This window comes from Pseudoalteromonas sp. CO348 (assembly GCF_004208845.1).
Taxonomy (GTDB): Bacteria; Pseudomonadota; Gammaproteobacteria; order Enterobacterales; family Alteromonadaceae; genus Pseudoalteromonas; species Pseudoalteromonas maricaloris.
Map to the genome: position 1 here is coordinate 167,142 of NZ_SGPI01000029.1, position 20,206 is coordinate 187,347.

Annotated in this window: 18 protein-coding genes; 3 read left to right on the top strand and 15 right to left on the bottom strand. The window is 40.8% G+C overall.

Annotated elements, in window-relative coordinates; genetic code table 11:
• Positions 1–11: 11 nt before the first annotated feature.
• Positions 12–1,028, top strand: a complete 1,017-nt coding sequence (gene epmB / locus EXT48_RS14630; RefSeq protein WP_130164893.1) for an EF-P beta-lysylation protein EpmB — start codon at positions 12–14, stop codon at positions 1,026–1,028.
• Positions 1,029–1,121: 93 nt separating this feature from the next.
• Here epmB and EXT48_RS14635 read toward each other — a convergent pair whose 3' ends face one another.
• The gene (locus EXT48_RS14635) at positions 1,122–1,331 is read right to left on the bottom strand and encodes a hypothetical protein (RefSeq protein WP_010368721.1); all 210 of its coding nucleotides are present in this window, start codon (positions 1,329–1,331) and stop codon (positions 1,122–1,124) included.
• Between the two features lie 185 nt (positions 1,332–1,516).
• Between EXT48_RS14635 and EXT48_RS14640 the strand changes: the two genes are divergently transcribed.
• Positions 1,517–1,810, top strand: coding sequence for a hypothetical protein (locus tag EXT48_RS14640; RefSeq protein WP_010605837.1), 294 nt, complete (start codon positions 1,517–1,519; stop codon positions 1,808–1,810).
• Positions 1,811–1,866: 56 nt separating this feature from the next.
• Entirely contained in the window at positions 1,867–2,526 is a 660-nt protein-coding gene (gene gph, locus EXT48_RS14645) for a phosphoglycolate phosphatase (RefSeq protein ID WP_130164894.1), read from the top strand.
• Between the two features lie 56 nt (positions 2,527–2,582).
• On the opposite strand, the gene EXT48_RS14650 is transcribed toward gph, so the two are convergent.
• The 14 genes from EXT48_RS14650 to EXT48_RS14715 form a co-directional block, all read right to left on the bottom strand.
• Positions 2,583–3,377: a TauD/TfdA family dioxygenase gene (locus EXT48_RS14650; protein ID WP_130164895.1), complete on the bottom strand. Its 795-nt coding sequence runs from the start codon at positions 3,375–3,377 to the stop codon at positions 2,583–2,585.
• A complete protein-coding gene (locus tag EXT48_RS14655; protein ID WP_088531700.1) occupies positions 3,377–4,357 on the bottom strand; it encodes an L-tyrosine/L-tryptophan isonitrile synthase family protein in 981 nt (326 codons plus the stop codon). The genes EXT48_RS14650 and EXT48_RS14655 overlap by 1 nt, the downstream gene beginning before the upstream one ends.
• 16 nt (positions 4,358–4,373) lie before the next feature.
• Positions 4,374–5,987, bottom strand: a complete 1,614-nt coding sequence (locus EXT48_RS14660; RefSeq protein WP_130164896.1) for an NAD(P)/FAD-dependent oxidoreductase — start codon at positions 5,985–5,987, stop codon at positions 4,374–4,376.
• A 9-nt stretch (positions 5,988–5,996) separates the two neighbouring features.
• Complete coding sequence (locus EXT48_RS14665; RefSeq protein WP_130164897.1) at positions 5,997–7,175, bottom strand: hypothetical protein; 1,179 nt, start codon at positions 7,173–7,175, stop codon at positions 5,997–5,999.
• 8 nt (positions 7,176–7,183) lie between these two features.
• Entirely contained in the window at positions 7,184–7,975 is a 792-nt protein-coding gene (locus EXT48_RS14670; protein ID WP_130164898.1) for an outer membrane lipoprotein-sorting protein, read from the bottom strand.
• Complete coding sequence (locus tag EXT48_RS14675) at positions 7,956–10,322, bottom strand: RND family transporter (protein ID WP_130164899.1); 2,367 nt, start codon at positions 10,320–10,322, stop codon at positions 7,956–7,958. The genes EXT48_RS14670 and EXT48_RS14675 overlap by 20 nt, the downstream gene beginning before the upstream one ends.
• A gap of 156 nt (positions 10,323–10,478) precedes the next feature.
• On the bottom strand, positions 10,479–11,063 hold the full coding sequence (locus EXT48_RS14680) for a TetR/AcrR family transcriptional regulator (RefSeq protein ID WP_165384115.1): 585 nt from the start codon (positions 11,061–11,063) through the stop codon (positions 10,479–10,481).
• Between the two features lie 354 nt (positions 11,064–11,417).
• Positions 11,418–11,927: a DUF3016 domain-containing protein gene (locus EXT48_RS14685; RefSeq protein WP_088531706.1), complete on the bottom strand. Its 510-nt coding sequence runs from the start codon at positions 11,925–11,927 to the stop codon at positions 11,418–11,420.
• Between the two features lie 1,756 nt (positions 11,928–13,683).
• Positions 13,684–14,973, bottom strand: coding sequence for a beta-ketoacyl synthase (locus tag EXT48_RS14690; RefSeq protein WP_130164900.1), 1,290 nt, complete (start codon positions 14,971–14,973; stop codon positions 13,684–13,686).
• Between the two features lie 187 nt (positions 14,974–15,160).
• Entirely contained in the window at positions 15,161–15,856 is a 696-nt protein-coding gene (locus EXT48_RS14695; protein ID WP_130164901.1) for a flavin reductase family protein, read from the bottom strand.
• Positions 15,857–15,944: 88 nt separating this feature from the next.
• Positions 15,945–16,787, bottom strand: coding sequence for a MaoC/PaaZ C-terminal domain-containing protein (locus EXT48_RS14700; RefSeq protein WP_130164902.1), 843 nt, complete (start codon positions 16,785–16,787; stop codon positions 15,945–15,947).
• The gene (locus tag EXT48_RS14705) at positions 16,784–18,037 is read right to left on the bottom strand and encodes a beta-ketoacyl synthase (protein WP_130164903.1); all 1,254 of its coding nucleotides are present in this window, start codon (positions 18,035–18,037) and stop codon (positions 16,784–16,786) included. The genes EXT48_RS14700 and EXT48_RS14705 overlap by 4 nt, the downstream gene beginning before the upstream one ends.
• Positions 18,038–18,842: 805 nt before the next feature.
• A complete protein-coding gene (locus EXT48_RS14710) occupies positions 18,843–19,112 on the bottom strand; it encodes an acyl carrier protein (RefSeq protein WP_130164904.1) in 270 nt (89 codons plus the stop codon).
• A gap of 149 nt (positions 19,113–19,261) precedes the next feature.
• Entirely contained in the window at positions 19,262–20,176 is a 915-nt protein-coding gene (locus tag EXT48_RS14715; RefSeq protein WP_130164905.1) for a hypothetical protein, read from the bottom strand.
• Between the last annotated feature and the right edge of the window lie 30 nt (positions 20,177–20,206).

A 20,206-nucleotide genomic window follows, 5' to 3' on the forward strand; every position in this document is an offset into this window, starting at 1 on the left:
TTAACCTGCTAATGATACAAATAAATGAAGTAAATTTGCAGACTAACTGGCAAAAAGAATTAGCAAATGTTGTAACTGACCCACAAGAGCTACTCAACATCTTGGGGTTGCATGACCAATTTGATGCACGAGACTTTGCAGCTAAGCGCTTGTTTCCTATGCGAGTACCTCGCCCATTTATCGCTAAAATGCGCCACGGAGATCGTCATGATCCCTTGCTATTACAAGTGTTACCTGTACATCAGGAATATTTAACTGAAGCGGGATTTAGTAAAGATCCACTCGAAGAACAAGACGCGCCTGTACCTGGTTTGTTACATAAGTACCGCTCTAGGGTATTACTCATGCTCAAAACTGGTTGTGCGGTCAACTGCCGCTACTGTTTTCGACGCCACTTCCCTTATCAGGATAATCAGGTCAACAAACGCACCTTAGAGCCTGTATTTGATTATTTGCGCGCCCATCCTGAAATCAATGAGGTGATCTTAAGTGGCGGTGATCCGCTGATGGCCAAAGATGACATGATAGCTTGGGTGCTAGAACAATTAGAGGCTATACCACAAATCAAACGTTTGCGTATTCACAGTCGCTTACCGGTAGTGATCCCAGCGAGAATAACCGAGGAATTGTGCCTACGTTTAACAAAGAGTCATTTAAAGGTGATTTTGGTAAATCACATTAATCATGCAAATGAAATCGATGGTACTTTTAAAGCGGCAATGCAAAAGCTTAAACAAGCCAATGTGACCTTGCTAAACCAAGCTGTGCTACTTAAAGGAATTAATAACGATGTCGCAACCCAAGCCCAATTGAGTGAAGCCCTGTTCGATGCAGATATACTGCCTTATTATTTGCATTTACTCGATAAGGTAGAAGGCGCTAGTCATTTTGATGTAGAAGAGCGTGAAGCCAAGGCGATAATGGCTGAGCTTTTGGAAGTACTGCCGGGATTCTTGGTGCCTAAATTAGTGCGAGAAATTGGTGGTCAGCCAAGTAAAACGCCGATTGACTTAAATTTACTAGACTAAAATAGCAAAAAATCGGTGCTAATGACCCTAGCACCGATTGCTTTGCACATATCTATCGGACATGCCGAAGACAACGTGCCATCAGACATAAGCTTACGCGTATGTATTGATGTTGTTGCCCAGCGTTGCTGTCACTGATTTAGCTGGCGTTTGTGCTGCTGCACTGCTGCCCGCAGATTCAATTAAAGCAAGCGCGGCTTGTCCATCTGCTTTCTGTTGCTTTTTTGCCAAAACGGCGCTGTATACTTCACCGCTTTGACCAGCTCCAGACATAGCAGGTAGGTTACTTCCGGAAATATTCATAAGTGATTACCTGACTTTTTGATGGATCAAATTGGTTATCGGCGTATAAATTTAAACCTTTAGGATAAATTACGAGATAAATTTCCAATTCCTTTGTACTACTTATAAAAGGGTAGATTTACACCTGACATTTGTAAATGAAACCCTTAAAATAAGCGCTTTTAGTAGGGCGATTAGGACTGACCATGCAAGCCGTTATCGAAAAACTCAATGAAAATCTCAAGATCATATACCGCCAAGCACTAGATGCGGATAAAAAACTCGATGAATTGCAGCAGCAAGGTCATGGTAAGTTTAAAGCACTATTTACAGAAGAAGCAGGGTTTACGTTTGAAGCAAAACGCTTTAAACCTTATGTTTTAGATGTTGCAGCCGACGTTGAAGGCCTATCGACAACTGAAGAAATTGACGAGCAAAAACTTGCACTTGTTGTGAAAAAGCTACAAAGCCTATTACAACTACTCGCTACTTTTAAATAATTTATCAATTCTGGTTCTGTTGTTTGGGGCCTCTATAATGTACAAGGAATGAAATCATGTTTACATACCCGACTTGGGTTGGCTTTGATTTAGACGGTACTTTAGTCAGTACCGCTGAAGATATCGCCTACGCTTTAAACACAACATTAAACCATTACTATTTGCCGGATATTGAACTTGCCCTTGTTAAAACTTGGATTGGCAATGGTACAACTAAGCTGACTGAACGTGCGTTAGACTTCCATAACAATACCAATATTGACAGAGCCGAAGCGACTCGTTTACTTGAAACCATTTACGATGACTGTGTCACACGCTCATCTTGTTTATTCTCTAATGCAAAAACTACACTGCAAAGTTTACGTCAGCAAAGAATTAAACTCGCTTTAGTCACCAACAAGAACACTTCACATACCCATAAATTATTAGAGCACTTAGAAATTAAAACGATGTTTGACACAATTGTGTGTGCTGACACTTTGAAGAAGAAAAAGCCAGATCCACTGCCTTTATACACTTCTGTAAATATTATGAATTGCAAAGTACAAGATGGGTTTTATGTTGGTGACTCGATCAACGATGTTGCAACCGCACGAAATGCAGGTTGTAAAGTCGTTACCGTTGACTATGGCTATAATCATGGCAATCCAATTTCACGAAGTGAGCCTGACGCTATTATCAGTGATTTATCGGAAGTATTAGCACTATTCAATTAGTAATCTTAGATAAAAAAGCTCACATCCATGTGAGCTATGAGAAAGTAAATACATTACTATAGAATATGAACCCGTTTTAGATGACGATTTAAGCCACTTCCTTCAAAGCGACTGCGTCCATGTAATAAAGCTAGATTATCCACAAACACAAACTCGCCTTTCCTCCAACTATGTTTATAAAAGTAGTTCGACGAGTAAAGTAACGAGTTCATTTCTTTCAAAAAGACATCACTTTGATAAGTATCAAAACCTATCACCTGTGTCTCAACTGGATTCACTGCCATATTATCTTCATTGAAAGGTTCAATATAACGCATGCGAAGCTTGCCTGTCTTAGGATGACGGCTTATTAAAGGAACTTCAATCACCCCTCCATAGTGGGCTTTCTTTTCCGTTTCATAACGGATCCGAATTTGCTTCCATTGCTCAATGATATCGTTCGGTAGACTTTCTAGTAACCGTGTTGTATTCAAAAATGTAGTCTCTCCACCACCGGAGTTGGAACTACTTTGCAAGCATTGAAAGAAGTTAAACCTTGGCTCTTCTGAGGCAAATGCTCCGTCCCAGTGCAACTCGACCTTACCCTCACTGAAAATGTGATTTTGCGGTTGTTCTTGTATTTTTAAATCAAGTACATAACCGAAGTCCCACTGTAAAAGCGGACCGATCTCTTTAGCTACTAACTCCATATCAGTATCATTGAGGGGCTCAAATCCTTTGAGCACAACCAGTCCTTGAGAAAATATTTCATCGATCAATGAAGCGATATTAAGACGCTCAACTCTTTGACAAGCCATAGAAGTTGCATCAATGACAACTCCAACGCTATCCAAGGCTTTAATAGTATCCATCACTCCGCTCCTCGATGAATGCGCTCAAAATGGCTTGCACGCCCTTCGTTGAACACCAATACACAACCTAACTTCTCAGCTTGTTCACGTGGCATGAGTTGATAACTTGTATTATCTTTCACTAATACTGAATGCCATGGCGTCGTCCAGACATCTGTTTGTGAAACTAAAGAAATACCAATTTTTTCAGACACCAAGTATTGAGGGTGAATTGATAGACGTAACGCTTCAGGTAAGTGATCTTTCAACAATCGACTCCATGCATTACTCCTTTGGATCACTCGGTAGGCAGCTGTTTTAGCAACTTTTTGCAACGCTGTGCGGCTATAATCCGAAAACTTGTCAATGCCAGAGAAATCTTCCAACATAAAGCGTGTTATGCCTTTATACATCGTGGACGCTTCTTTTTCATTTTTCACGCGTTGACGTAAGTCTGACAAGCTCTCTCCGTAGCGGATCATCAGCTCTTCACGAAGTACAGTAAAGTCATCAACTTTGTCAAATACATCTTCTAAATTAAAGAATTCAAAATAGTTAGGGTAATGACGAGCCGCGTATTGGCGTAGTGTATTTACGTACTGACTGACATGTGAATCCGTGACATGAATGATATCGGCAAAAACACGCCCATCAGAACAAATAGTGACTTTTGCACCGGGTTCATAAATAGATTCAATCTGTTTACAGAGATTGACTAAGCGTTCAAATGCATAGAACTCTCCTTTATCAGGCAAGAAACCCAGTGTTTTCGTTCTATTTGGTGACTTTGCAGGGAAAGCTGGCAATACCATATTAATAGGTTCGTTATTTGCGATGAATTGCTCAACCCTCTCCACATGCCCCGCTATCTGCTCAGTGAATGGTGCGTTATCTTCTATAGGTAACAAACGGCGTTGCTCAAAAATTAGTGAAATAATATCTTCTGCTAACGACTGTATTTGACAATCCTGGATGCGGTGTTTAGTAGCTAAATTTTCCATTTTCTTTGCCTAATTATTATATGTGAAAAAGCTGCATAGCATGGGTAAGTGATAATTTATCTTCGATAGCGGCTTGAACTACCATCGGCATTTTTTCTTCGTCAAAGTCGACCTTTTGAATTTCACATAAGCTACGTAAAAACCCTTGATAGGTGACTTCCAAAAGTGCATGATCTAACTCTGCAATCGCCGCATCGTCTAACATTGCACCTCTTGTGTGTGCGTGTTTCATACGTTGTCGCGTGAGTTCAATATCGAAAAAGTGTCCACGATTGTAACGGTATTCATACCCTTTGATTAATTGAATAAACTCATCTTTTAATACGTGAATTCGTGCAATCGCAGCATTTTCTATCATCGCGATGGCTTTTTGATTGACTTCGTCTTGACTCATTCCATGCAGGCTTGGGCAATAACCATAACGACGAGACATAGAAGACGGTAAAATAAAACCAAACCAATGCATTAGTAATGCTTCAAAATGCGTTTTATGTACTTCATAACTACCATGGTAGTTACCTGTAATGTGCAACATAAAACTCTCATACCAAGAAAGAAGATACGCATTGAATGCCTTTGTTTTACCGGCAAACATTTCTGCATCTTCGGCGATATCCGCCTCAATAAGTTCGCCAATCATGCGGTTAGCATCGGTTAAGTAAGCAGAACCTGGTGATAACAAGGGATCTAAAAAGGCTGATGACATTCCAGTTAAGAACCAGCGTTCTGTAGAAAAGGATTGCTTTGCCTTTCTAGATAGTCGTTTCATTGACGTGTAATCTAATAATTCAGCGTGCTGTCCTAGAATTTCATTGAGTGCTTGATGAGAGCGTAAAAACTGCTCAAACTCTTCAGCTGAACGAATATTTAAATTCACTTCATTATTTTTAGCAGTAATCCCAATGCTAAAGGTGTCTTGATTCAATGGAATTAACCAAATCCAATATCCTTTGTACATAAAGTGATTGGTAGCCAATGCTCTACTCGTAAAGTTCGAGCGAGCACGCCACTCATCACTTCCAAGATGATCAATTAGCTCAATATGCTTAAACCTTCCCCAGTATGAACTCACAGGATGGCGATCATTTTGTGATTCAATTAATCCAAGCTGTTTACCCAACGGTGAATTAAAGCCCGATGCATCAACTAAATAACGACAAGTATAAGTACTACCACTGGTAACTACAGTGTGTCCTTGCTGCGCATCGAGACTAATTTCATTAACTGTAGTACCCATTACAACATCGACACCTAGTTCACGATTAAACTGCACCATATCGTTATCAAACTTTTCGCGGTCAATTTGATGCGCAGGGATGCCATGATACCAACTACGCCCAAGCTCACTCAGTTCTTCCACACTTAAATCGCGGTTATCACTATCAAAGTAAAAACGCAGTCCATGTTTGTATAGGTGGTTTGTTTCAAGGTAAAAACCAAGCTTTAAATCATTTGCCATGTAGTCCCAAAAAGACTCCAGCGTCGACTCTCCAACCCAACTATTAAACGCCTGCTTTCTCTCTATAACCGTAATTTTCATATCTGGGTGAGCCAATTTTAGTTGTCTTGCCAAGCAAGCCCCCGCCATTGAACCACCAATAATCAATACATCTGCGTATTGGCTTACCATAATTTCTCCTTAAAGGTAGTAAGTCAGCCTAAGTTCTATAAAATCATCATCTTTAAACCCGTAGGTCGCATCACGCTGGGTTTGCTCTAAAAACAAGTTTGCTTCAAGCGCTAGACTCAAGTGACTGGAGAGCCTAGTCGAAAATTCGGTTTTAATGGTGTGAGCCCCAGTATCGTTATCGATTAAGACCCCAGTAATCATGCTCGTATCATCAACATCATTCCACGCGAGTCGCATGCCAATAAATGTCGCATCTTGATAGAGACGATTTAGATTCACCTGTTCTTCGGTATCTCTATGTAACTCCATGAGTAAACTGAGATCTTTGTTGGAATTGGCGATACCGTAAAAGTAGTATTCGGCACCGACTACATAAGCCCAGCTTTTCCCTCCCATTTGGTGTTGGCGATGTACCGCTTCAACCTTCCCAAGCAGGTACTCAGACGTCCACTGTAAGTCCAATGCTGTTTGTTGAAGGCGCCGATAAATGGCATCGAACTTTTGATTATCATTAGGCCGTATAACGGGCTCCCTGTCGATGCCGTCGAAGTAGTAGGCTCCAACATCCCAATCACCTAGCACACCGCGATAACCTAATAAGTAGCTACCTCTATAATTAGCATCTCGGCCTACAAATTGCTCATCTGTTACAGCCAGTGGCAACGACAAGCGATCATCAGGAAGGCCGAAATCACGCTCACGAAAATAAGGTAAAGACATGGCAAACCAATGACCATTATCAGTAAAATGCTGATAATGAAGTAGTAACTCTCCAAGCTTAGACTCGTTATCTAAATTTCGTGTCGGCTGCTTTTGATTGACGATATCAACCAAATGACGAGACTCTGCAACTCCCCAAAAAACAGTATTTACACCAACATTCAACTGTCCTTGTGAGAAAGAGCGAGTGATATATGCTTCTTGAATGTCGAATGCCCTTACCCCCTCATTTTTCGCTGCACTCAACACAGGTTTAAACCCTCCGCTTAAGCCTGTTTTCGGGTTTTCAAAATCCAACTCCCACATCAATTTAGCATCGAATTCTCGGTCAAGTTGTGAGGCTCTCATTGGAGAGCCATTATACTGCCGAGTGCTAAGGTCAATGCTGGTGCTACTTTGCCATTCCATCTCTGCTTTCGCATAAGGAATGCAAGATAGCACAACAGCAAGCATCGCCTTGAGTCGCATACCACCCCCTATTTCAACGACGACTTAATAAAGTCGCGAGCACTCAAGGCAATATCAAATTGGTAGTCTGAAAACTCTAATATCGTCTTTTTGCCCGACTGATGATTTTCCATTGTCATGGTAAGCGGGCGCCAGTACGCCTGTTGATATAACTTGTAGTTATCTAGGCTCAATGTTTTTAAATGACTGCCTTTTCTATCGTAGAAGTCTATTTTTCTAACTTGATAATCCTTGGTATCTATTAATGCACGTTGTTTGGTATATCCCGAGTTTTCATATTTTGGAAACCGATCTATCACCGCACATGTCAGCTCGCCACACGCCTCTTCCGATACATATTCATAGCTATACTTATTGAGTTCTTGTGCTGTAAAATCTTCAAACGCAAACTCGCTGCCAACAAATGGTCCCGATTTGTTTGCAGAAGAGATCCGTTTAACACGCTTAAGCGCTGGGAGATATAACCACTGATCATCAGCATCTATAATTTGCGCATGTGAAAGCAGCTTGGTTTCTTTTACATCTGCAGGAGAGTTAAAAATAATAAGGCTTTTGTCACCTTTGTCTTCGTCTGCCACTTCCATGGTTTTCATGGTCAATAAACGTTCGGTTTCTTGGCCTTTCTTGTCTATCAAACGCATTTTTAAATCAACGGCACTGACTTCAAAACCTCGATCTGAACGATCTGCTTTAGCTGCAATGTTGTAGCCTAGATTGTCTTGCGTTGCGTTGCTGGCAAAAGGTATAACCAGCAATCCGATTGCTAAATGCGATAAAAACTTAGGCGTTGTAGATTTCATTTTTCGTTCCTTCTTGAATAGACGCTTTGCTCGCTTGCTTTGATCTTTTAGCCAGTAACATAAGCAGCGCGGGTAAGAATAAAAAGTCCACGATGAGTGCCATGACAATGGCAAGTGCAGTTAGCAGCCCCATCTGCGCATTGATCATAAAGGTTGAATAGGCCAACACTGCGAAGCCGCCAGCCAGAATAAATGTGGTCAGTAAAATAGCTTCACCGACGGTTTCAAAGGCATACTTCACCGCACCTGCTGGGTCCAATCCCTGCTCTCGCCTCGCCCGTAAGTACTTGGATAGGAAATGCACGGTATTATCAACAATGATCCCTAAAGAAGTTGAAGTTACCGTAGCCGCCGCCACACCAACTTGACCGACCAATATAGCCCAAATACCAAAAGTGAATAGCATCGGAATTGTGTTGGGTAGAATACTTGCGATCCCATATTTAATACTTCTCAGCGTCATCACCATAATCAAGGTGATCACGATAACGGCAATTAAATTACCGCTGAGCATGCTTTCTGCGTTACGCTGGAAAATATGTGAGAACATTACGGTCGCACCGGTTGCTTTAGCATGCATAGCATCTGGTGTATGGTCGGCTAACCAAGCCTCAGTACGAGCGATAAAAGATTGGATCTGGCCAGTTGAGAGGTTATCTAGAGTCAAGCTTACTCGAGTTGCCGATTTATCCATACTGATCCTGTCCGTCAGGTCTAACCCAAATGGCAAGGACATTTCATAAAGCAGGAGATACTGCGCTGCTAACTCTCTATCAGCAGGTAAACGATACATACTGGTGTCATCTTGATGCATATTTTTGTTGAGACGCTTAACAATATCCGTGTAACTATAGACATGAACCACCTCTGGTTGCATTCTCAGCCACTGTGTAAATTGATTCAGATTGGTAAGATATTCAGGCTCACTGATCCCACCTACTTTGCCACTTTCAACATCAAACTCAACCACATAAATACCAGTAAGGTTTTCCATGGTAAAATCAGTATCACGGCGAAACTCCACTCGATGATCAAAGTACTTCACAAACTCATCATTGAGATCAATATTAGGGACCACGTAGGCACTAGCCGCAATCGCAACAACAGTAAATAGCAAAATAGCTCGATATTTCTGCGCGACAACACCACCAAAACGACCTAAGTAATGAGATAACATGCTTGTACGAGTTGCATAGCTCTTTTTGTCTGGCAAAATGGCGATGAGGCTGGGTAGTAAAATTAGAGATAATACCCAAGCAGCAGCAATACCAAATGCTGTAATGTTGCCCAAATCGGCAAATGGAGGGGCATCCGACATGTTAAGAGTTAAAAAGCCTACAATTGTAGTCAAGCTGGTTATAGATACGGGAACGAAGTTAATTCGTAAACTTTCCACTATCGCGTGATTTTTTTCGTGTCCTGCTTTTCTTGCTGCATAGTAAGACAACAAAACGTGTATGCTGTCAGCTATCGCTAGCGTTAGAATAATAGTCGGTGCGGTTATCGAAATAGGAGTTAATTGAATACCAGCGTAGCCACTGATCCCCATAGCAACAACACTTGAGAAAATCACCACAGATACAGCTGCAATAGTTCCTGGAAAACTGCGTAATCCACAGTACATTACAATGATCAAAACCAAATACATGATAGGCGTAAGGGTTTCGGCATCTTGCTGCCCTGACTCACTAAATGCATTGTTTAGCATCGAAATTCCAGAAAGCGCAAACACTAAATCAGGATTCTCTTGCTGTGCTTTTGCGACTATTTCGCGAACATGCTTTACCGCTGTCGGTACTTCAGTCAGTGATTCACCTGGGTACTGAACGGTAATATTGATACCTGTCGTCTTCCCGTTATTTGCGATCAAGCGCTGTTTTAATAAAGGTTCTTGTTGTGCAATTTCCGCTTTTTGTAAAATGTCTTCTTCACTTAATGACTGGATGTTTTTCATTAAGTCCGCAACTATCAGCTCATCTCCCTCCGCGTAACTATGCTGAAAGTTAGTCACAGAGTCGACTCGACTAGCATAGGGGGTTTGCCACGCAGCCTCTGTCAGCTGCTCAACCACCATTGCGTGTTGTTTGGATAAACCGTTACCCTCTTTTTGATGCACAACAATAAGAATATTATCGTTCTTGGTGTACTTGTCCTGAAAAGCTTCAAAAGCCAGTAGTTCGGGGTTTGAAGCACTAAAAAATGCCCGATAATCATTAGAAAATGTTAAGCCTTTTGCCCCAATACCAATTGCAATACAAGACATGATACTGAAGAGTAAACACAAGTATTTATATCTAGTGACAAACTCACCGAGTCGCTTAGCAACTCCTTCTAGCGATGATCCCATTGTCTCTCCTTAAATAACAGAACAACTATTCTGATATAAAATAAAAAAATAGCTAAAAGCTTTTCTTCACGATCACTTCTAGCAATTAAGCAAACGCTTTGGGTAATCTTTACTGATCACTCAATTCAAATCTTTATCACGACGTATTATCTTTCGTTACTTCTGCGCCATCATGTCAAAAATCGTAGTTAAGTAATGTCTCAGAGTTTCACGATGGAAATCTCCTTTTGCCATCACGGCTACACCTTGAAGCACACCAAGTAAACAAAAGCTCAAACTGTTTGCATCAATCTCTTTGCGAATCTCACCTTGCGCTTGCGCTTTTTCAATGAAATCTCGAAACTGCGCACTCAACGCACTGTAGACCTGTTGCACCGCCGAATTCATATCAGGGTCGGACTCACCCACTTCTGTGGCCGTATTACAGATCAAGCAGCCATTAGCACCATGCGCTGCAATGTTTTGACTATACAAGTTAAAAAATGCAGTTAAGTCTGCCAAACTGCCATCGCTTGCACTTAAACGCTTAAGCCCAGGTCCAATTTTACGCAGAGAATACTCCTGCAAACAGCGTTGAAACAATTCCTTTTTATTACCAAATTCTTGGTAAAACCCGTACCGACTAACACCAGTACAAGTGACTAACTGTTCCATGGAAGTATTCCTATACCCTTGCTTCCAAAACAGGATTGTCGCTTGTTCCAATGCTTTATCGACATTAAACTCTCGCGTTCTTCCCATAGGCTCCTCAAAAAACAGAATATACATTCTGAAATAAAAAAGTCAACAAAATCACAACAAAATAATAAAACCGTAACAATTGGATTGTTATGACTTTAGTTCAGCTTAGGTACTTATAAAAGCATCCAACCTAAGTACGAAATAAGTAGTGAGTTACGATTAGAACTTTTCACAACTCCAAGGAACAGTAACATGTATTTGAGGTAGGCAAAATATTTTGAGGTATAAAACTAAAAATTCCCACAATAGAGTACAAGTAGTAGCACTCATCTAACTTACTAATATTCAGCTAAAAGAAGATGAGAATGCCCAATCTCGGCGCTCTCATCAAAGTCACCATAACTATTGATCAACTCAACTAGCTTTCTTCATCAAGTCATCTTCAAACCAGTCAGTTAAAAGACGCTTTTCATAATAAAAGGATTCGTCCATGCCTCTTTTTATTCTATCCATGAACGACATATCTTTTAACGTCACGCCATTTTCCTCTGCGATGGTTTTACCAGACTTATCTGTTAACTTATAGCTAATTTCAAAACGGGGGAAATGGATTGGTTTAATCACCCGAATATCAGTGGTACCGTAATGAACATCACCAGCAAGGTCTATCTCATCAAAGGTAATTGCGAGCTTGTAGCCCTCGGGTAATTTAGTCGCTAATTCTTCTAGGTGTTTCTGCAGTTGCTTTTCAACCCGTTTATGAAATGAACCTCGCGTTTCATTACCTGGCTTAACATCGCGATACTCTTTAAAGTCCTTCCAAGTCACAGCGACCTCACCTGCATTGACAAACAAGGGAGTCATAAATAAAGCAAGTATTGCAATTTGTGTTTTCATCTTTGGATCTCCTTCAAACTCTACCATCACCTTACTCCTTCATTGTGCGAAGTAAAGCAAGATCACACCCTTTTACGCAGTGTGACATTTGACTACATTTACATAACCAACCTAAAGCTGTACACAAAAGTTAGTTAGCTAACTGAATGAAAAACTAAGTTCACTAATACTATTCCACCCTAGATAAGTGCTTTCTCAAAAGCAATGTAGGTTTTCGGGGCTATTAAAAACAAAGTTAAAGCACTCTTAAGAAATCTCAATCGCTAGCGCGCAAGTTGCTACTCTGCCAACGTTCAAGTTAGTTTATAGTTAGTAAGACCGAGATTAGGGTAAATCGTTCTCAAATGGATGTAATCAAAGCAGTATCTTTACGACTATAAGCAATCGAGTAGCTTCATCTCTATGCTCTTTTATCCCCCATCAAACCACTGCTACTTACCCTGCATGATAAATCCGACCAATAGAAAAACGTAAACATTTCACATTGATTGTCAGCTACTCTTTTCTATCGTTATCTTATGATTTTCTTTATATAGATCAGTCAGTTCTTTGTAGTTCAAGTTTAATTTATAAAACCCTGAAAAGTAACAATATTTACCGTCAATATATTTATAGTAAACCTCAACTTTTCTAATCCAGCCAATAGACTCAAAAGCATAAATAATATCAATCTTTACAAACTCAATTTCACTCATATCTATAGTATTTCTATCTAAAGACAAATGGTCATGAGACAAGCTTACTGTTTTGTATGACTTAAAGGATCGAGTGAGTGAATAAATAAAATATGCGAAGAACATTGGGGTCAAGAAGTAAAGTATTTTTATCTTGCTATGGTCAATAGACTCTGGATTAAAGTGCAGAAATATGCCATACAATGTAAAATACAACGAACTAACAACCTCAAGGTTCAGCAAGTTTTTTCTCATTTTAAGCATATATTTCCTCTTGTATAAAAGAAGGAGCCCCTTGTTCACCTACATATTATTAAGGTCCATCACGATTTTTGCAGTAAGCAATAATCTTAATTTACTTGTGATGTTATGGTAAGCGCTTTGCACTCACCACGGATAGCATTGTGACACGAAGTCACTAGATTGGGCTGGGTTTAATGCTATTCATATCGAAAATACGACCACATGTTCCGTCGAGGGCATGTCTACTTCCTCTAACATGAGGCACTAAAAGAAACTAATGCAAAGCTTTTCAGCGCACTTATTATGCACTAGAAACAACACATGGGCGTTAAATCGATACCCCCACTTTGCCCCCAAAATGATGAAATTTTAGCAAATTCCAGACACAAAAAAACCCTAACATCAATGTATTAGGTTTTTTCTAAAGCGTGTAGTACTTAGAGGGTGATGTTTATTACATCACGCCGCCCATGTGAAATCTAACTATTTGTTTCTATTAAACTATTAGAATGGGGGAAAAGTAGCATACCTCACTTTATACCCCTAAGGTGAAATAAAGGATAAACTTTTATTTTTCAAAAAGTTACCTATAACTACAAAATCTCTATTGAAGCCTCTTTGGTATATACAGAAATTAAAACTGACAGTCACCTATAAAAGTGGGTAACTACCAGTTTAATTTTTGAGCTAATACACCTTATCGGACAATATTTTCCTTATTATCTTGTGATTCCAAGGGGACTAGCGTAAGCAGTCCATAGTGCTTGTTTCACAAACAACAATAAGGGGCCTGATGACTTCCAAAATCATTACAACTGAGCCGTATTCACCTAATAATGAGGCCTAATAGCTCTTATGCATTGCCGCTATGAGTATGAACCAAAAGCGAGACAAACATTAGTTCCTCCGAAGCCAAACGAATTTGATAGTGCAAAATCAACTTTTTGCCTCAGTGGTTCACCGAATACATGCCGTACTCCTGCGCACTCAGAATCCAAGTTATCTTCCGTCAAATTCCTAGTAAAAGGCACAACTCCGTGTTTAATGGATAGCACGGTAAAAACAGCTTGTAGTGCTCCTGATGCCCCTAACAAATGACCTGTGCACGACTTAGTTGCAGAGACAGCAACATTAGGTGCATGAGGACCAAATACGTCACGAATCGCCCTAATTTCAGTGCCATCAGCCTGAGTACTTGTAGCGTGCGCGTTTACGAAATCTACGGACGTTGCTGGACGACCTGATCTTACTATGGCTCCTTCCATCGCACGTTTCGCTCCTAACCCCTGAGGGTGAGGCGCAGTTATTGATCCCCCTGTTTTTCCATCCCCAGTTCTACAAAATGATACAAGTTCAGCAAGAATCGTGGCTCCACGTTCAAGCGCGTGAGAAAGATCTTCCAGAACGATAGCCGCCGCACCTTCACCCATTACAAACCCTCGTCGATCACTGGTAAAGGGCCGCGAAGCCTGTTCGGGAGCATCATTTTTGGTAGACATAGCAGACTGAGCATTAAAAGTTCCGATTCCAACTGGTGTAATTGCGGCTTCAGTTCCACCGGCGACAATTATGTCCGCTTCGCCACTTACGATTGCATTGTAACCGTCGGCAATAGAGTGCGAACCAGCCGCACATGCTGTGCAGTGCGCATTATTCGGCCCGCTAAACCCCCAAGTACTCGCAATATAGCCAGCAGCGATGTTTGGCAGAAACTTTAAGTTACCGAACGGTGATTGTCGGGACCCTGATCGAGAAGTAGTAGTGCATTGCTCAACACTTTCAAGGCCCCCAACGCCCGTAGAAAAATTAACACCAATTCGATGCAACTTTTCAGGATCAGTTTCATCATGTAACTGTGCCATTTCAATCGCTTCGGCCGCTGCGATCATCGCGAAAACCTGATGACGATCAAGTTTTTTTAGCTGCTTGGTTTGTTCGGCCAAAGACAAATTTTTGAACGGCGAAAATTTACCTGGATTGAACTCCTTGTCTACCTGAGCCGCAAAGAATGTTTTGCATGCAACTTCTGCTGGATCGAATCTTTCAATTTTCCGTATCCCATGTTCACCACGAATAAGGCGTTCGAAGCTCTCATCAGCACTACCACCTAAAGGGGAAATTGCTCCAATTCCCGTTATGACAACTCGTCCTTTCATCTTCACCTCTGAAATATATTGTTTCCTACACGTCTAATCTAAAAAGCAGATCAGTGCTCAGTAGACCCTCAGTTATATATTATCAAATATCTCTAAACTGTTGTTTATTTTTTCCACTTTTGGCCAGAAACTATCAACGAGTACGATGTGGACTAGTTTAGGTATAGCCACTTTGAGCATGATAATATTATCCGCCCCCAGACATTACCTTTTCTAGTATTTCTGGCGTAACAGCCTCGAGTAGCTCTTTACTTACCGGCATTCTCATTGGAAAGATATTATTAACCGTTGTGTAGTCAAAATACCCCATTCTTGCTAAGGGACGAAGAGTATCAATATCAATTTTACCATCCTCACCAACCGCTGATTCTTTAATATGAATTCGACGCACCAAACCGATAATCATATCAACTTTACCCAACCCCAACTCTACTTGGCTCGATTGTGGGCATTCAATTGTTTCAAACTTGAAAAGTTCACACTCCATCTTTATAGGACTGGATGCCACCATGCTAACATCACATAAATCAGCCTTTTCCTTTTCAAGCCCAGCTAACTCAAATTCGTCTGTTTCATGGGAGACAATTGAGGAAGAGGCGTTCATTTCACCTTTTAGTTCTTCTGTACAAAAATTCCATACAAACCACCCAGTTTTTTCAATATTAATAGAGGAATCCTTTCGTAACCCATTTGGGTAATGGTTTGCTGTAAAGCAAACCATTGGTGGATCAATGTTGAATATTTGCGCTTGACTAAAAGGTGCCAAATTACAAATTCCGTCCTCGCTTTTAGTGGAAATCCACGCTATCGGACGAGGTACAACACAGCTACGGAAAGCGGAAAAAGGGAGAGGACACTTCTCTGTTAATGGATCAAATTTCATAAAACATACTCCTTATATTATTTTAGTATACAAGTATTCAAAAACAGGGCACCGAATCACTCAGGTCTGTCAATCAAATTACTTAGCATCACCGCGTGCTTTCACTCGAAGTTATGGGAGATTTACCCGCACTCATATCAACTACGAGTTTGCTCTTTTCGAGGAATTTCACCATAAGCCCCATTCCAATCTTCATGACGGCTTCATCGTCTTCAAGGACGCAGAAGTCTACCGAGCCATATACGGAATCAGTCATTCTGACCAGATCGACTCCCTTAGTAGCGTAACTCAATCCGCTTAACTCCTGCCGCGTCTTGCCCACTAGTTTTCGTGCTATAGTTACCTTATGACTTATCTGGTAGACAGCAAACTCTTTTTCGTAGACTTCGCTACCAAGAAACTCTTGAGTGTCTTTAGCGAGCGATGTGCCACCATTACCCTCAACATATATAGCAAATATCAACGCATCGAGAAAAATCCAATCAAATGGTATGTCAGGGTAATTTTCACTAAACTCAAGGCGTTTTTCGTTTACAAAATCACTGGGTAGATCCCTATGAATTGTGGCTTTATCATCCATCACAAGAGGTTTAGAACTCTCCTTAATGCTCGAGATATAAAACGTCTCTCCACTATCTCCCTTTTTTATACTCAAATTCGTGTGCTTTTCTAATTTGTTGAGCTCGTATATCATTTCTTGCTGTAATGGAATGGGTTTCCTGAGTGAAAAATTGATTTCTATATTACTATCATCAATGATGTCACATGCCATTTTCTTTGCCTGAAGCATTGCAAGCATTCCATGCACGACTGTAGAATCTAACCCATTCTTTCTAGCCAACTCATGATCGAAATGAATAGGATTCCAATCGCCGGAAAACGTTGCCCAGTCACGAAGTTCGTTTTCAGTAAATGAGTGAGAAACGCTCATTTATACCTCCTAAGCACCAATGCGCTATTACAGCCTCCAAAGCCATAATTAATATTTAATACATTTTCAATGCCTTTGACGGTTCTGTGTTCATTAGGAGTAAAATCGAGATCTAACTTTTCATCTGGTGTTTTAAGGTTTACCGTCGCTGGTACCATATCATCTTCCATGGTCTTCAAGCAGAAGATGCTTTCAATGATCCCGGATGCAGAAACCAAATGTCCTGTATACGACTTTGTACTTGAAATGGGAATTCGCTTGGCATCTTCTTGAAAAACCTCTTTGATTGCCTGTGTCTCGTTCGCATCATTGAGCGGTGTCGATGTCCCATGAGCATTAATGTAATGAATATCATTGTTCTTTAGCTGTGCTCTTTCAATTGCCTTTTCAATGGTCATTATGCGACCTTTTAGGTCAACAGCCGGTGCTGTGATGTCATAAGCGTCAGAGTAATTTGCATAACCTGTGATCTCACCCAATATATTTGCACCTCGGCGAACTGCATCTTCCATATTTTCAAGAACCATTGCAGCAGAACCTTCTGTTAAGACAAAACCACTACGATCGGCACTAAACGGACAGCATGCCTTTTCTACATCATTTTGCTCCTTGGAAAGTGCCCCTAAGACATCGAGAGTCCACACGTTATAATCGTCTAATACACTTTCTGCCGCACCAGCGAGCATCATTTTAGCTCTACCACTGCGTATGATTTCGTAAGCATCACCAATCGCAATGTTCCCTGTAGCGCAGGCCGCCACGGGAGTATTTTGATAGCCTCGGAGATTCCAGTTAATTGACATCAAACCGGTACCGACGCTTGGCATGCACTCAAGATTAGCAACAGGGGACGCTACTCCATATTTAATATAGGAGTTATTATTTGCGATACTGGTGTCCTCACCTCCCCAGCCAGTTCCGAATATGATCCCTCTATCGAAAGGGTCATAGAATTCATCAAGCGTAGCCAGTGGCTCTTGTCCAAATGCCATTTCAATGGCTTCGTCTGCCGCGATAAGACCCAAGCGACCGAATCTCGGCATACTTTTTAGTATCTTTTTAGAGAACTTACTCACATTGATCGGTTGTTCGATTCTTCCAAAGAACTTTGCGGTCACAGATTTATTCGGATGGGTGTACTTGGCATACCCTAGCCGATATTCAATAATGCTTTTCCAGATCTCTGGTACAGAATTTCCTAAAGGGCATATCGCTCCGTAACCGGTTATCGCTACTCGGTTTTTATACATATCTTGGTTTTCCCGTAAATTGTTTAACAGCTTTAAGATTTCTATAGTTCGCTTTCAGCACATCCAATTGCTGACTCAGAGCTATATTGCACAGCAGTCATTGTATATATCCTCTGACACTATTCAGCGACGCGCACAAATCTATTGCTGTCAACAGCGTCTTTCATAGAGGTCATCTTCAGTGATCAGCTGAACTGCTTTTTCATAGGCGTTTATTTATTCGATAATCACAAAATTGAAATAGATAAATGTTAGCCATGATGGAAAGCCCCTAATAAAAGTTTTCTTTTTATCGTGAGTATCAAAGTCGTAATTTCAGCTAGATGAGAAGGAATGTTAGACAGTAGCTGTATTTTATGACTACACAATATTTCCTTGAAGGTTATGTCCCAACTCATGTTCGATAGCCTTTCAATATGCGAGATAGAGCCTGCGAAATAGTCTGCTTTGTGATTCTCTTCCCGCTTAGTAATTAAATCTTGCATAACAACGTGCTATATTGGAAAAGTTCACTCGAATAGCTGGTGGTCTCATAACCACACAGATATATGCTACTCTCCGCACTTTTAAGTTCAGTCATACATCTCAATTCCATTATGTACACATATTTCCTTTCAACCGCAGTACTTCAAACACTTCCTGCTACACCGTCACACTGACACCACTTTGGGCACAGTTGAGTATGACAATTCGCTCCGATTTCACTCGTCCTAGGCGATTAACTACCTGAAATGGATTTTCACCATACCTTTACCTAGTTCAAAGCTTAAGCAATCACAATGCTAGTTATCACACTCTCATTTGCCTACGCTGGTGTTTCTTCTTCCAACGGGCTTGAAGCCACAAAATTTACTAGGTCATCAAACGTTTGTAACTCAGCTTCAGCCATAGCGTCGAGGTCCACTGCAATCCCAAGCTCTTTCTTAAAAGTTACCATTATGGTTACATAGTCAAGACTAACCAGATGCAACTCTTCCATATTAGTGTTACTGTTGATGTCGCTTGCGTCATAATCAACTAGCTCTCCAATCGTGTCCTTCAACAAAGTTGCAATTGAATTATTTTTATCACTCATTTTAAATTTACTCCTTTATATAAAATACGACATACCTACAATGGGTATGCACACCAGTGCGACAAGACATCACTATGTCCGCACGATAACCTAGAAGCTCTCTCAATCAGCTAGGATCACTCATCCTAGATGCCCAGACAAACTTCTCATTAATCAATAAAACAAATATTCCCTTCTACCTCTTCCGAGAATACGGCCCGCTTCTTTCCGCGCGTTCTGGCAAGAAACGCATAATGATTTTCTTTCACTTGTGCGAAGCTATAAGGGTTATCTTCTCCAAACAGTGTATTGAGAAGTGTATATTTAGTATTGATGATCCTTTCGATGGTTCCTGGTTCTCCATTCTTTGAGCTAACGAAGAAGCGCATCATCTTGTTTTGCCCTTCAAAATAGGTTTCATGTACCATAGCGTTGTGATAATTCAGACCGCAATCGAGTTCATCCAGAAAACACTTTTTATGGTATTCGTCTGCATCGACTATATTTTTTATGACGCTCAGCCAAGCGCGGATATGTCTAGCTTCATCTTTCATAATATTCGTGATGACTTCTTTGAACTTTGGATGCTTTATTTGCGGCCTCATATCCTTGTACAGCTCAGTATTGACCACTTCTGCAAACAAATGAGCTAGTGCATAGCTATATAAATTCCAGTATCTCCTATCTTCATAACACCATATGTATTTCCGACTGTAGTCCCTCACAGTTAAGTGTTCGAAGTAGTCGAGATTTCCATGGCAGGCGTAGTGGTTTATCAACCCAACAGATAAACCATGTCGCGTTTCTTCATAAGCTATAATATTGCTGTACGATAGGAATTCCCCCCAATCATCCAGCAACTCCTTAGGATATCCTTCCTCTTTTGCTTTCATCATCAGTTCGTAGGTCTGTGCCACAGATGCTTGACCTGAGTATTCCCCATCGGCAAGACAGTCAAGTAACTTCGCGATCTCCTTATCATCCGGTTCAAGTTCTCGAAGCCATTCCCATTTGTACCTATTTGCATCCCATCTTTGTTCGTCAGACATACAACCATATTTTACGATCGTGTTGATCCCAGTCATCTTATTCCTCCAATATCGCTATATTGAACA

What these genes read in the sequence shown, in the direction of transcription:
- EXT48_RS14650 (WP_130164895.1), bottom strand. Translation starts at nt 3,377, where the DNA reads ATGGATACTATTAAAGCCTTGGATAGCGTTGGAGTTGTCATTGATGCA.
- EXT48_RS14635 (WP_010368721.1), bottom strand. Translation starts at nt 1,331, where the DNA reads ATGAATATTTCCGGAAGTAACCTACCTGCTATGTCTGGAGCTGGTCAA.
- EXT48_RS14715 (WP_130164905.1), bottom strand. Translation starts at nt 20,176, where the DNA reads ATGACTGGGATCAACACGATCGTAAAATATGGTTGTATGTCTGACGAA.
- EXT48_RS14705 (WP_130164903.1), bottom strand. Translation starts at nt 18,037, where the DNA reads ATGTATAAAAACCGAGTAGCGATAACCGGTTACGGAGCGATATGCCCT.
- epmB (WP_130164893.1), top strand. Translation starts at nt 12, where the DNA reads ATGATACAAATAAATGAAGTAAATTTGCAGACTAACTGGCAAAAAGAA.
- EXT48_RS14665 (WP_130164897.1), bottom strand. Translation starts at nt 7,175, where the DNA reads ATGCGACTCAAGGCGATGCTTGCTGTTGTGCTATCTTGCATTCCTTAT.
- gph (WP_130164894.1), top strand. Translation starts at nt 1,867, where the DNA reads ATGTTTACATACCCGACTTGGGTTGGCTTTGATTTAGACGGTACTTTA.
- EXT48_RS14670 (WP_130164898.1), bottom strand. Translation starts at nt 7,975, where the DNA reads ATGAAATCTACAACGCCTAAGTTTTTATCGCATTTAGCAATCGGATTG.
- EXT48_RS14675 (WP_130164899.1), bottom strand. Translation starts at nt 10,322, where the DNA reads ATGGGATCATCGCTAGAAGGAGTTGCTAAGCGACTCGGTGAGTTTGTC.
- EXT48_RS14690 (WP_130164900.1), bottom strand. Translation starts at nt 14,973, where the DNA reads ATGAAAGGACGAGTTGTCATAACGGGAATTGGAGCAATTTCCCCTTTA.
- EXT48_RS14695 (WP_130164901.1), bottom strand. Translation starts at nt 15,856, where the DNA reads ATGAAATTTGATCCATTAACAGAGAAGTGTCCTCTCCCTTTTTCCGCT.
- EXT48_RS14700 (WP_130164902.1), bottom strand. Translation starts at nt 16,787, where the DNA reads ATGAGCGTTTCTCACTCATTTACTGAAAACGAACTTCGTGACTGGGCA.
- EXT48_RS14685 (WP_088531706.1), bottom strand. Translation starts at nt 11,927, where the DNA reads ATGGTAGAGTTTGAAGGAGATCCAAAGATGAAAACACAAATTGCAATA.
- EXT48_RS14710 (WP_130164904.1), bottom strand. Translation starts at nt 19,112, where the DNA reads ATGAGTGATAAAAATAATTCAATTGCAACTTTGTTGAAGGACACGATT.
- EXT48_RS14660 (WP_130164896.1), bottom strand. Translation starts at nt 5,987, where the DNA reads ATGGTAAGCCAATACGCAGATGTATTGATTATTGGTGGTTCAATGGCG.
- EXT48_RS14640 (WP_010605837.1), top strand. Translation starts at nt 1,517, where the DNA reads ATGCAAGCCGTTATCGAAAAACTCAATGAAAATCTCAAGATCATATAC.
- EXT48_RS14655 (WP_088531700.1), bottom strand. Translation starts at nt 4,357, where the DNA reads ATGGAAAATTTAGCTACTAAACACCGCATCCAGGATTGTCAAATACAG.
- EXT48_RS14680 (WP_165384115.1), bottom strand. Translation starts at nt 11,063, where the DNA reads ATGGGAAGAACGCGAGAGTTTAATGTCGATAAAGCATTGGAACAAGCG.